This window comes from Serpentinimonas sp. SSL01 (assembly GCF_056323735.1).
In genome coordinates, this window is the sequence record NZ_CM150487.1 from 1,624,001 (window position 1) to 1,636,730 (window position 12,730).

The window sequence follows — 12,730 nt, forward strand, 5'->3', positions numbered from 1 at the left end:
TTCAATTATTGCAGTGCGGCGCCTCAAGGCGCGCGCGCCGTCATCAAAATCCAGCCGTCTTCGGCGTCGTTCACCTGCAATGTCAACCACGGCCCGTAGGCGGCCTGCAACTCGCTGGCTTGGCGCTGCAAAATACCCGACAACACCAACTGCCCCCCTGGGCCCACGCGCTCACACAGCAGCGGCGCCAGCAACTTGAGCGGCGTGGCCAGAATGTTGGCCAGCACCACGTCGTAGGTGCCACAGGCCAGGTCGGGCAGCCCGGTTTGCAGTTGCACGCCGTTGTGCAAGGCGTTGCGCTGCGCCGTTTGCACCGCCACCGGGTCGATATCGATGGCCTCGATGCGCTGCGCCGCAAACTTGGCCGCTGCAATCGCCAAAATGCCCGAGCCGCAGCCGTAATCGAGCACGCTGCGGCCCGCCAGCGGCTGCTGCGCCAGCCAGCGCAGGCACATGCGGGTGGTGGGGTGGGTGCCGGTGCCAAAGGCCTGCCCGGGGTCGAGCCGGATCACCTGCTGCGCCGCAGGCGGCACCTCGTGCCAACTGGGCACGATCCAAAAAGTGGGCGTGATCGGCACCGGTTCGAATTGCGTCTGCGTCAGGCGCACCCAATCGGTGTCGGCCACCGGCCGCAGCGCGCAGACCTCGCAACCGGCGAAAAAATCTTGCGCTTGAAGCAGCTGCTGCGCTTCGTGCGCCGCCGCTGCGCTGGCAAACAGCGCCGTCAGGCGCGAGCGCGCCCAGCCCGCCTTGGGCGCAGGCAGGCCCGGCTCGCCAAACAGACCGCGCTCGGCGTCCGTGTCGGCGTCGGCGTCTTCGACCGACACGCTCAGGGCGTCGAGCGCCTCCAGCGCCTCGCTCAAGGGCTCGACTTGACTCTCGGGGGCCAGCAGCAGCAGCTCGTGCAGCGCGCCCTGTGTGCCTCCGGGCTCGGCCCCGCCTTGGTGCTCGGCCCCGGCCAGTGGTTCAGCGCTCACGCTGCGCCAACCAGGCTTCGAGGTAGTGGATGTTGGTGCCGCCGGCCTCGAAGTTGGCGTCCACCAAGATCTCGCGGTGCAGGGCGATGTTGGTCTTGATGCCCTCGATCACGGTCTCGGACAGGGCCGAGCGCATGCGCGCCAGCGCCTGCTCGCGCGTGTCGCCGTGGGTGATGAGCTTGCCGATCATCGAATCGTAGTTTGGCGGCACCAGGTAGTGGGTGTAGATGTGCGAATCGACCCGCACCCCCGGCCCGCCGGGCGCGTGCCAAGCGCTGATGCGCCCGGGCGAGGGGGTGAACTTGTAGGGGTCTTCGGCGTTGATGCGGCACTCGATGGCGTGGCCGCGCAGCTCGATCTGGCGCTGCGTGAAGGGCAGTTTTTCGCCGGCAGCGATGGCGATCTGCTGGCGCACGATGTCGATGCCGGTCACGGCCTCGGTCACCGGGTGTTCGACCTGCACCCGGGTGTTCATTTCGATGAAGTAGAACTCGCCGTTCTCGTACAAAAACTCGAAGGTGCCGGCGCCCCGGTAGCCGATTTTTTTGCAAGCGGCGGCGCAGCGGTCGCCGATGCGGTCGATCAGGCGCCGCGCGATGCCCGGCGCCGGGGCTTCCTCGATCACCTTTTGGTGCCGCCGCTGCATCGAGCAGTCGCGCTCGTAGAGATAGACGGCGTTGCGAAAGTTGTCGGCCAGGATCTGGATTTCGATGTGGCGCGGGTTTTGCAAAAACTTTTCTAGATAGACCTCGGGGTTGCCAAAGGCGGCCCCGGCCTCGGCTTTGGTGGTTTGCACCGCGTGCAGCAGCGCCGCTTCGGTGTGCACCACGCGCATGCCGCGGCCACCGCCGCCGCCCGCGGCTTTGACGATCACCGGGTAGCCGATGGTGCGCGCGATGCGCTTGACCTCGGCCGCATCGTCGGGTAAGGCGCCTTCGGAGCCGGGCACGCAGGGCACACCGGCGCGGATCATGGCCTGCTTGGCCGCCACCTTGTCGCCCATGGTGCGGATCGCCCCGGGCGTGGGGCCGATGAACACGAAGCCGCTTTTTTCCACGCGCTCGGCAAAGTCGGCGTTTTCACTCAAAAAACCGTAACCGGGGTGGATGGCTTCGGCGTCGGTGACTTCGGCCGCCGAGATGATGGCCGGCATGTTCAGGTAGCTTTGCGCCGAAGGCGGCGGGCCGATGCACACGGCCTCGTCGGCGAGCTTGACGTATTTGGCATCGCGGTCGGCCTCGGAATAGACCATCACCGCCTTGACGCCCAGTTCGCGGCAGGCGCGCTGCACGCGCAAGGCGATCTCGCCGCGGTTGGCGATCAGGATTTTTTTGAACATGGCTGCTGCGCCCTCACTCGAGCACGAACAGGGGCTGGCCGTATTCCACCGCTTGGCCGTTTTCGGCCAAAATCTGCGTCACCGTGCCGGCGTGCTCGGCTTCGATTTCATTGAGGATTTTCATGGCTTCCACGATACACACCGGATCGCCCACCTTGACCACCTGCCCGAGCTCGACAAAGGGCTTGGCCCCCGGGCTGGCGGCGCGGTAAAAGGTGCCGACCATGGGCGATTTGAGCACCTGCCCCTTGGGCGCTGCGGGCGCTGCGGGCGCATCGGGCGCTGCAGCCGGCGCCGGCTGCGCGACACCGGCGGCAACCAGCGCGGCGGCGCTCTGGGCCGCCGGCGGCATGGCCACGGCGGTGGGCGCTTGCATCAGCGGTGCGGCCACCGGCGGGCTTTTGACGATGCGCACCTTGCCCTCGGCCTCGGTGATCTCGAGTTCTGATACATTTGACTCCGAGACGAGGTCGATCAGGGTCTTGAGTTTGCGCAAATCCATGTCAGCTCCTAAAACAGTACCCAAATGCGTCGAAGTGCGCGCATCAAGGTGAAAGCAGGCGCGAATATACACGAACTGGCCTCATGCGAGCGGCTTGGCCACGGCCCAGCCGCGCCTGCCTTGACGCCCACGCCAGCCAGCCACTGCCATGATCGATAGCGAAGCCCCCATCTCCAGCATGGCCCTGCCGGGCTTGGCGCGCGCACTGGTCGCCGCCGGCACCCTGAGCCAACAAAGCGCTGAAGGGCTGTACGCCAAAGCCCAAGCGCACAAAAGCAGCTTCATCGCCGAACTGGTGGGCAGCGGCGCCTTGAGCGCGCGCGAGTTGGCGCACACCATGTCGCGCACCTTTGCTGCGCCCTTGATCGATCTCGACGCCATCGACGTGCTGCGCCTGCCCAAAGGCGTGTTCGACCCCAAAATCGCCAAGCAGTTCCGGATTGTGGTGCTCAGCCGTCGCGGCAACCGCATCACGGTGGCCACCGCCGACCCCACCCACACCGACGTCGCCGAAAAAATCAAGTTCACCACCCAGCTCACGGTGGACTGGGTGATCGCCGAGCTGGACAAACTCACCAAATTGACCGACAGCACCAGCGCCAGCACCAGCGAAGCGATCGAGCACATCGTGGGTGGCGAATTTGAGTTCGACACCGAAGCCATTGAACTGGCCGCCGCCGAAAGCTCCGAGAAGGTGTCGGCCGAAGTCGAAGACGCGCCTGTGGTGCGGTTTTTGCACAAAATGCTGCTCGATGCCTACACGATGCGTGCATCCGACCTGCATTTCGAGCCCTACGAGCATTTTTATCGGGTGCGCTTTCGCATCGATGGCGAGTTGCGCGAAATCGCCTCGCCACCGGTGGCCCTGAAAGAAAAATTGGCTTCGCGCATCAAAGTCATCTCAAAACTCGACATCTCCGAAAAGCGCGTGCCGCAAGATGGCCGCATGAAGCTCAAGGTCGGGCCTGACAAAACGATCGATTTTCGGGTCAGCACCTTGCCCACGCTGTTTGGCGAAAAGATCGTGATCCGCATCCTAGACCCCAGCAGCGCGCAGATGGGTATCGATGCGCTGGGCTACGAAGCCGATGAAAAAGCCTTGTTGCTTGAGGCTATCAGCCGCCCTTACGGCATGGTGCTGGTGACCGGCCCAACGGGGTCGGGTAAAACGGTGTCGCTCTACACCTGCCTCAACATCTTGAACAAGCCCGGCGTCAACATCTCGACCGCCGAGGACCCGTCGGAGATCAACCTGCCCGGGGTGAATCAGGTCAATGTCAACGAAAAGGCGGGCCTGACCTTCGCCGCCGCGCTCAAGTCTTTTTTGCGCCAAGACCCCGACATCATCATGGTGGGCGAAATCCGCGACCTAGAGACCGCCGACATCGCCATCAAGGCCGCCCAGACCGGCCACTTGGTGCTCTCGACCCTGCACACCAACGACGCCCCTGGCACCCTCACACGCCTGATCAACATGGGCGTGTTGCCGTTCAACATCGCCTCCAGCGTCAATCTGGTCACTGCGCAGCGACTGGCGCGGCGCTTGTGCACGCAGTGCAAGCAACCTTTCGAAGACGTACCCGATCAAGCGCTGCTCGATGCCGGGTTCAAACCCGAGGAGCTCGACGGCAGCTGGAAACCGTGGCGCCCGGTGGGTTGCAAGGCCTGCTACAACGGCTATAAGGGGCGGGTGGGCATCTATCAGGTCATGCCGATGAGCGAAGCGATGCAGCACATCATTCTGCGCGGCGGCAGCGCGCACGAAATCATGGCCCAAGCGCGCACCGAAGGCGTTCGCACTTTACGCGAATCGGGGCTGCGCAAGGTTAAACTGGGCCTCACTTCCCTTGAGGAAGTGTTGGGCTGCACCAACGATTGACCACACCGGCGTGTGGGCCTGCTGCAAAACCGAAAGAGGGAATCATGGCGACGGCGATCAGCAAAGACATCAAAGAATACGTATTCGATTGGGAAGGCAAAGACCGCAACGGCAAACCCGTGCGCGGCGAAGTGCGCGCCGCCGGTGAAAACCAGGTGCAGGCCACGCTGCGCCGCCAAGGCGTGATGGTGCAAAAGGTCAAAAAACGCAAAACCGCTTCGGCCAGACGCATCAAGCCCAAAGACATCGCCATTTTTACGCGCCAACTGGCCACCATGATGAAAGCCGGGGTGCCACTGCTGCAGTCCTTTGACATCGTCGGGCGCGGCAACCCCAACCCGAGCGTGAACAAACTGCTCAACCAGGTGCGCACCGACGTCGAAACCGGCACCTCGCTCAGCGCCGCCTTTCGCAAACACCCGCTGTACTTCAACGCCCTGTATTGCAACCTCGTGGAAGCGGGTGAAGCTGCCGGCATCCTGGAAGAGCTGCTGGACCGGTTGGCCGCCTACATGGAAAAAACCGAGGCCATCAAAAGCAAGGTCAAGTCGGCCCTGATGTACCCGACGGCCGTGATCGTGGTCGCCTTTGTGGTCGTGGTGGTGATCATGATCTTCGTCATTCCGGCTTTCGAAGAGGTGTTTGACTCTTTTGGCGCCGATCTGCCGGCCCCCACCCTGCTGGTGATCGCCATCAGCGAGTTTTTCGTGGCTTACTGGTGGATTGTGTTTGGCGCACTGGGCGGCGGCTTGTATTTTTTTATGCAGGCTTGGAAGCGCAACCTCAAGGTGCAGCGCGTCATGGATCGGGTGCTGCTCAAACTGCCCGTGTTCGGTACGCTGGTGGAAAAATCCACCGTGGCGCGCTGGACCCGCACCATGTCCACCATGTTTGCCGCCGGGGTGCCGCTGGTAGAGGCGCTGGACTCGGTCGGTGGGGCCTCGGGCAACAGCCTGTATGCCGACGCCACCACGCAAATCCAGCGCGAAGTGGCCACCGGCACCAGCCTGACCATGGCCATGAACAACGCCCGCATCTTCCCCTCGATGGTGCTGCAAATGACCGCCATCGGCGAGGAATCGGGCTCGCTCGACCACATGCTGGGCAAGGCGGCCGACTTTTACGAGCAAGAGGTCGACGACATGGTGGCCGGCCTGTCGAGCCTGATGGAGCCGATCATCATCGTGGTGCTGGGCACCATCATCGGCGGCATTGTGGTGTCGATGTACCTGCCGATCTTCCAGCTCGGTCAGGTGGTCTGATAAGCGCAGACCCCTGATGTCGCGCCGATGTTGCGCCGGCGCGACAGTGAAGCTTGATTCACATCAAGTGCGCGACCTGCGCTTTAAACACTCTTGCGAATCGTTCGCATTGGTGTTTATAATGAAGCCATGTCTACGTCTGCCCACTCCTGCCCTGCCGCGAACGGGGCCACCCTCGTGCCCAACCCGAATCCGCGCGCGTTTAGGTTTACCGATCTGAGCGCCGGTCAGCGCACGCTGCTGATCGAACACGCCGGGCAGGTCTATCGCCTCAGCCTGACGGGACAAAACAAGCTCATCCTGACCAAGTGATGCGGCGCTGGACGCGCGCCCCGATTTAATTTCTCCATCCTCAGCCAGCCAGTCACCGCCTGAGGTGCCACGAGCCAGCCAGTGTTTCCATTCTTGCACTCGCCACTGGACCGACTCGTGAAAATACTTGCCCGAACCCCCGCTTCTTTTTTGCTGCACCCCATTGCGCTGGCCTGCCTGCTGGGCAGCGGCCTAGCCTGCGCGCAGAGCGCGCCCAGCGCACACACCGGCACAGCAAGCCCTGCCACCGGCAGCAGCGCGGCAGCCGCCCCCACCATTGGCGGCGGCACAACGACTGCCCAACTCGATGCCGTGGTGGTCACCGGCGCGCGCGCCGAGCGCGAGGTGGGCGACGTGCCGCAGCGCATCGACGTGCTCCAAGGCGCGGCACTAGACCCCACCCAAGCGCAAGACATCCGCGAACTGGTGCGCGATCTGCCCAACGTCGAGGTGCGCCGGGCGCCGCAGCGCTTCGGCGCCGTGCTGGGCTCTACCGGGCGCGATGGCAACGCCGGTTTTAATATCCGTGGCATGCAGGGCAACCGGGTGTTGCTCACCGTCGATGGCGTGCGCATGCCGCGCGAACTGGTCGCCGGCGTGCTGGGGTCGGCCGCCTTTGGCCGCGACTATTTCGACATGGGCCTGATCGAGCGCGTGGAACTGGTGCGCGGCGCCACCTCGGCGCTCTACGGCTCCGACGGCCTTGGTGGCATGGTAGCGATGTTCACGCTGCGCCCCGAAAGCCTGCTGCAGCCCGGCCAAACCCTGGGTGGCCGCCTGACACTGCGCGCCGACACCGAGGACGACAGCAGCGGCGTCGGTCTGACGCTGGCCGGCCTAGCCAGCCCCCAATGGCAGTGGCTGGGCAGCGTGCAAACCGGGCGCGCCGGCGCTCTCGACAACCAAGGCACCAACCAAGCCGCCAACACCACCCGCACCGCTCCCAACCCGCAGCGCGACCGCAACCACGCCCTGCTGGGGACAATGGTGTTTACCCCTGGCGGCGGGCAGCGCCACAGCTTCACCGCTGAATATGTAGAAAAATCCACCGACATCGATGCCCTGAGCGCGCGCCACGTCAACCCGGCGGCAGCCGGTGCCACGCGCGACTTGAAAGGCGAAATGGATTCGAGCCGAACGCGCCTGAGCTGGGACGGCCAGTTTCCGCTGCGCGCGGCTTGGGCCGACAGCCTGCGCGCCCACGTCGGATTTCAGCAAGCCGAAAAACGCGAAGTGGCGATCGAACAACGCACCCCAACGGGCGCCAATCCCGCCACGTTCCGCGTGCGCGACGTCACCTACTGGGAGGACATCTGGCAGGCCTCGCTGCAGGCCGAGCGCCGCCGCGACCTGGGCCACGGCTGGGCACAGCAGCTGGTTTATGGCGTCGAGCTCACGCGCACCGACATGGAAAACCTCACCACCGGCGTGGCGCCGCCGGCGGGCGACACCTTCCCCTTGCAGCGCTTCCCGACCACCCGCGAGACCACGCAGGCGCTGTTTGTGCAAAGCGAATTCATCAGCGAGCGCTGGAGCATCATCCCGGCGCTGCGCTACGACCGCTTCGACATCGACGCGCAGGAAAGCCCTCTGTTCCGGCGCGCACTGGCTGACCTTTCCGGTGATGCGCTCTCGCCCAAGCTGGGCCTGATTTTTAGGCCAGAAGCAAATTGGCAGATTTTCAGCAATCTGGCAGCGGGTTTTCGCGCCCCCGGCCCGCTGCAGCTCAACAACTTTTTTGAAAACTTGGTGGGGACTGCACCCTACCGCACGATCCCAAACCCGAACCTGCGCCCGGAAAAAAGCCGCACTTTCGAGCTCGGTGCACGCGGCCAGCACGGCGCACTGCAGTGGCTGGCCACGGCATTCACCGGTCGCTACCGCGATTTCATCGAAGACCAAGTTGCCGTAGGCGGAACCGGAACAGTGGCTGATCCGCTCACCTTTCAGTCGGTCAACCGCGGCCGGGTGCGTCTGAACGGCTTTGAACTCGAAGGCCGCTGGGCCCTGAGCCCTGCCACCACGCTGCGCGCCAGCTACGGCCAGACCGAGGGCCGCGACACGGTGCTGAACCAGCCGTTGAACTCGGTCAACCCGGAGCGGCTGGTGCTGGGGCTGGAACACCGGCTGCAGCAGTGGACGCTGGGCGCGCGCCTAACGCACACCGCAGCCAAAGACCAAGCCGACATCCTGAATACCCTCACCGCCGGCGCGCAACAGTTTGCCCCGCCGAGCTGGACCACGCTAGACCTGAGCGCCAGCTGGCAGATCAACCGCAACATGCGCCTGAGCGCGGCGCTCAACAACCTCACCGACCGCAAATACTGGCAGTGGAGCAACGTGCAGGGCTTAGCCGGAAATTCGGCGGTGCTCGATGCCTTCAGCTCGCCGGGGCGCAGCCTTTCTTTGTCACTGGTCAGCAGTTTTTAATCGGAGCCACCACATGAACACCACCGACATCCGCCAAGCCTACCAAGCGGCACGCACCCAAGGCCTGCGCGCCCGCGACGCCGCCGAACACATCGGCCTGTCCGAAGGGGCTGCGCTGGCCGCGCACCTCGGAACCCATGAGCAACCCACGCGCACCGTGGCGCTGCGCCCCGACTGGCTGGAGCTGCTCAAAGCGCTGCAGCCCTGCGGCCCGCTGCTGGCGCTGACGCGCAACCGCAGCGTGGTGCACGAAAAAACCGGGGTCTATGAAAAGCTCTCGGCGCAAAACCAGGTCGGGTTGGCGCTGGGCAAAGAGATCGACTTGCGGCTGTTTTTCAAGCAGTGGCACGCCGGCATGGCGGTGACCGAGCTGCACCCGGACGCCGACAAGCCGGCCAGCAGCAGCCTGCAATTCTTCGACCGGCACGGCGTGGCGGTGCACAAGATATTCCTGCGCGAGGGCAGCGACCGCGCCGCCTGGCAGGCGGTGCTGGCGCAGTGGCAAGACCCGCAGGCGGCAGCGCCGGTGTTCGAGCCGCCCGCAGCGGCCGAGGCCAAAGCGGCCAACCCCGCCGTGGACGCCGCCGCCTTTGCCCAGGCTTGGGCCGAGATGAGCGACGTGCACCAGTTCTTCCCGCTGCTGCGCGAGTTTGGCTTGGAACGCCAGCACGGCTTGCGCCTGGTCGAGGGCCGCTTCACGCGCCGCGTCGCGCCCGGCTCGGTGCGCCAGATGCTGATGGAGGCCGCCTTTGACGACACCCCGATCATGGCTTTCGTGGGCAGCAGCGGCTGCATCCAGATCCACAGCGGGCCCATCAAGCGCGTCGAGCCGCTGGAGATGCGCGGCCAGGTGTGGCTCAATGTGCTCGACCCCGGCTTCAACCTGCACCTGCGCGAAGACCACATCGGCGACGTCTGGGTGGTGGAAAAGCCCAGCAGCGACGGCACCATCAGCTCGCTCGAGGTGTTCGATGCGCACGGCGATTTGATGGTCTTGTTTTTTGGCGTACGCAAGCCCGGCAAGCCCGAGCTGACCGAGTGGCGCCATTTGCTGGCGCACCTGTCGGGGGCTGAAGAAGGCGCGTCGGCATGAGCCAGCCAGTGCACCTGAGGGCAACGGCTGCTGCGGCTCCGGCACCGCGTCTGGCAGCATGCGCTGGATCCGACACCGGCGCTTCTGCCGCCCCAGCCCTGACGCGGCGCGCCTGCGCCCTGGCCTTGGCGGCGCTGGCCACGGGCGCGGCGGCAGCCAGCGCGCGCAGCCCACGCCTGATCTCGGTGGGCGGCAGCCTGACCGAAGCCGTGTTTGCGCTCGGGGCCGAGGCGCAACTGGTGGGCACCGACACCACCAGCCTGTACCCGGCGGCGGCGCAAGCCACGCCCAAGGTCGGCTACATGCGCCAGCTCTCGGCCGAAGGGCTGCTGGCCTTGCGCCCCGACGTGGTGCTGGCGCTGGCCGGCTCGGGGCCACCGCTGGTGCTGCAGCAACTGCGCTCGGCCCGGGTGCAAGTCGAGCTGATCGAGCGCCGCCACGAATGGGACGATGTGCGGCGCACCGTGCAAGCCGCCGGACGCGCCACTGGGCGCGGCGCAGCGGCGCAAGACTTGCTGCGCCAGCTCGAACTGGAGTGGGCCCGCGTGCGCGCCCAAGTGCAAGCCTACCGCGGCCCGACGCCGCGGGCGCTGTTCATCATGGCGCACGGCGGCAGCCCGCTGGTGGCCGGGGGCCAAACCGCCGCCCACGCCATGCTGACGCTGGCTGGCGCGCGCAACGTGGTTTCGGGCTTCAATGGCTTCAGACCCCTGACGGCGGAATCCATGGCCGCCGCCGCCCCAGATGTGATCGTCACCACCACGCAGAGCTTGCAGGCGGTAGGCGGTGCCGAAGGCTTTTGGCGGCGGCCCGAACTCGCGCTCACGCCCGCCTGGCAGCGCCGCCACAGCGGTGCCTCGCTGTGGCACCAAGACGCGCTGGCGCTGCTGGGCTTTGGGCCCCGGCTGGCGCAGGTGCTCGAGGCCCTGCACCGCGGTCTGATCGCGGCATGAGTACGCTGGTCTTGAAGCGCGCCGGGCTGGCTGGCTTGGCTGGGCTGCTGCTGCCGAGTTCGCGCCGTGGCCCTTGGGTGCTGCTGGGGCTGGGCGTGGTCCTGTTGGCCAGCCTGATCTGGTCCAGCGGTCAAGGGGCCTTTGGCCTGCCGCTGCGCGAACTGCCGGCCGTGCTGGCGGCAGCGTTCACCACGTACTGGTGGCCCGGTGCCGAGCGCAGCGCGGCCGAACTGGTGTTTTTCAATATCCGCCTGCCGCGCCTGGTGCTGGCCGTGGCCGCTGGGGCTGGCTTGGGCGTGGCCGGGGCCCTGATGCAGGGCTTGTTTCGCAACCCACTGGCCGATCCGGGCCTGATCGGCGTCAGCAGCGGCGCCGCGCTGGCGGCGGCTTTTGCGATCGTGCTCGGCAGCCTGTGGTGGCCCGAGGTGCCGCTGGCGCTGGGCACCTGGCCGCTGATGCTGATGGCCTTTTTGGGCGGGCTGGTGGTCACGGCGCTGATCTACACGCTGTCGCTGGGCGACGGCGGCACCCGGGTCGGGATCATGCTGCTGGCCGGCATTGCCATCAACGCGCTGGCCGGGGCCGGCATCGGCCTGCTGAGCTATCTGGCCACCGACGAGCAGTTGCGAAACCTGCAGTTCTGGATGCTGGGCAGCTTGGGCGGAGCGCGCTGGGAGGCGGTGCTGGTGGTGGGCCTGATTGCGCTGGCCACGGTGGCGCTGGCGCAGCGCTTGGCGCGCCCACTCAACGCGCTGGCGCTGGGCGAGGCGCAGGCGGTGATGCTCGGGGTGCCGGTGGAACGCCTCAAGCTCGCTTGCATTTTGCTGACCGCGCTGGTGGTCGGGGCCGTGACCGCCACCACCGGCATCATCGGCTTCATCGGGTTGGTGGCGCCGCACATCGTGCGCCTGCTGGCCGGGCCTGATCACCGCTGGGTCTTGCCGGGCTCGGCCCTGCTCGGGGCGGTGCTGGTGCTGCTGGCCGACGCCTGGGCGCGCACCGTGATCGCGCCGGCCGAACTGCCGCTGGGCATCATCACCGCGCTGGTGGGGGTGCCGTTCTTCTTGCTGCTGCTGCGCAGCGCGCACGCGCGCACCCTCTGAAAGCACCGCACCCATGAACGCCCGCCTGCCCGCCAGCGCCCTTCTGCCCAGCGCCAGCGCAGCACAACCCAGCGGCCTGCTGGCCCAAGCCATCACGGTGCAGCAACACGGCCGCGCCCTGCTTGACGGCATCGATCTGCAGCTCGCCGCGGGCCAAGTCGGGGTCTTGCTCGGCCCCAACGGCGCCGGCAAATCGACTCTGCTGCACGTGCTCGGGGGTTTGCGCAGCCCGCAGACGGGCCAGGTCTGGCTTGACGGCGAGGCGCTGCAGCGCCGCAACGCCGCCGCGCTGGCGCGCCGGCGCGCTTTTTTGCCACAAGAACTGGTGCCGGCCTTTGACTTCACGGCGCAGGAGGTGGTCGAGCTCGGGCGCTACCCGCACCGCTTGCAGCCGCAACCCGACGAAGAGCAAATCGTGCGCGCCGCGCTCGAGCACTGCGCGGTGGCGCACTTGGCGCAACGCAGCATCCGAGAGCTCAGCGGTGGCGAGCGCGCCCGGGTGCAACTGGCGCGCACGCTGGCCCAGGTCTGGCGCCCCAGCGCCGATAGGCGCTCGAACTGGCTGCTGCTCGACGAACCCACCGCCGCGCTCGACTTGCAGCACCAGCACGCTTGCCTGAACACACTGCGCCAGTGGAGCCGCCAGCGCGGCGCCGGCGTGCTGCTGGTGCTGCACGACCTGAACCTGGCGCTGCGCTACGCCGACTGCTGCTGGGTGCTGCAAGACGGCCGCCTGGTGGGCAGCGGCGCACCGGCCAGCGTGTTGCAACCCGAGCTGGTGCACGCGGTCTGGCAGGTGCACACCCACGCCGTGCGCGACCCCTCGGGGGTCGCGCAGCTGCTGCTGGCCCCCTAAGCGCTCCCGCGCCCGGGAGCTGCG

General features: G+C 66.4%; 11 protein-coding genes. 8 read left to right on the forward strand and 3 right to left on the reverse strand.

The genetic code is table 11. From position 1 onward, the window contains the following. Positions 1–23: 23 nt before the first annotated feature. The 3 genes from prmA to accB are packed head-to-tail and all read right to left on the reverse strand — an operon-like array spanning position 24 to position 2,818. Positions 24–908 carry a 50S ribosomal protein L11 methyltransferase gene (gene prmA / locus ACVMK0_RS07700; RefSeq protein ID WP_476464664.1) on the reverse strand — a complete coding sequence of 295 codons (885 nt, stop codon included), beginning with the start codon at positions 906–908 and terminating at the stop codon, positions 24–26. Between the two features lie 58 nt (positions 909–966). Next, the gene (gene accC, locus ACVMK0_RS07705; RefSeq protein ID WP_045536064.1) at positions 967–2,316 is read right to left on the reverse strand and encodes an acetyl-CoA carboxylase biotin carboxylase subunit; all 1,350 of its coding nucleotides are present in this window, start codon (positions 2,314–2,316) and stop codon (positions 967–969) included. Between the two features lie 13 nt (positions 2,317–2,329). Then, positions 2,330–2,818 (reverse strand): acetyl-CoA carboxylase biotin carboxyl carrier protein, encoded by a 489-nt coding sequence (accB, locus tag ACVMK0_RS07710; RefSeq protein WP_476463439.1) that lies wholly within the window; start codon positions 2,816–2,818, stop codon positions 2,330–2,332. Between the two features lie 148 nt (positions 2,819–2,966). Here accB and pilB point away from each other — a divergent pair, with 148 nt between their 5' ends. From pilB to ACVMK0_RS07750, 8 genes are all read left to right on the forward strand, one after another. Then, positions 2,967–4,697, forward strand: coding sequence for a type IV-A pilus assembly ATPase PilB (gene pilB, locus ACVMK0_RS07715; RefSeq protein ID WP_476463440.1), 1,731 nt, complete (start codon positions 2,967–2,969; stop codon positions 4,695–4,697). A gap of 44 nt (positions 4,698–4,741) precedes the next feature. Then, positions 4,742–5,959, forward strand: a complete 1,218-nt coding sequence (locus ACVMK0_RS07720; protein WP_476463441.1) for a type II secretion system F family protein — start codon at positions 4,742–4,744, stop codon at positions 5,957–5,959. A gap of 129 nt (positions 5,960–6,088) precedes the next feature. Continuing rightward, positions 6,089–6,271 carry a hemin uptake protein HemP gene (gene hemP, locus ACVMK0_RS07725; protein ID WP_034109471.1) on the forward strand — a complete coding sequence of 61 codons (183 nt, stop codon included), beginning with the start codon at positions 6,089–6,091 and terminating at the stop codon, positions 6,269–6,271. 150 nt (positions 6,272–6,421) lie between these two features. Then, positions 6,422–8,701 carry a TonB-dependent hemoglobin/transferrin/lactoferrin family receptor gene (locus ACVMK0_RS07730; RefSeq protein ID WP_284738259.1) on the forward strand — a complete coding sequence of 760 codons (2,280 nt, stop codon included), beginning with the start codon at positions 6,422–6,424 and terminating at the stop codon, positions 8,699–8,701. 13 nt (positions 8,702–8,714) lie between these two features. Next, positions 8,715–9,794 (forward strand): hemin-degrading factor, encoded by a 1,080-nt coding sequence (locus ACVMK0_RS07735; protein WP_476463442.1) that lies wholly within the window; start codon positions 8,715–8,717, stop codon positions 9,792–9,794. Further along, complete coding sequence (locus tag ACVMK0_RS07740) at positions 9,791–10,747, forward strand: heme/hemin ABC transporter substrate-binding protein (protein WP_476463443.1); 957 nt, start codon at positions 9,791–9,793, stop codon at positions 10,745–10,747. The genes ACVMK0_RS07735 and ACVMK0_RS07740 overlap by 4 nt, the downstream gene beginning before the upstream one ends. Beyond that, complete coding sequence (locus ACVMK0_RS07745; protein WP_476463444.1) at positions 10,744–11,850, forward strand: FecCD family ABC transporter permease; 1,107 nt, start codon at positions 10,744–10,746, stop codon at positions 11,848–11,850. Before ACVMK0_RS07740 ends, ACVMK0_RS07745 begins: the two co-directional genes overlap by 4 nt. 13 nt (positions 11,851–11,863) lie before the next feature. Beyond that, positions 11,864–12,706: a heme ABC transporter ATP-binding protein gene (locus ACVMK0_RS07750; RefSeq protein WP_476463445.1), complete on the forward strand. Its 843-nt coding sequence runs from the start codon at positions 11,864–11,866 to the stop codon at positions 12,704–12,706. The last annotated feature ends 24 nt before the right edge of the window (positions 12,707–12,730 follow it).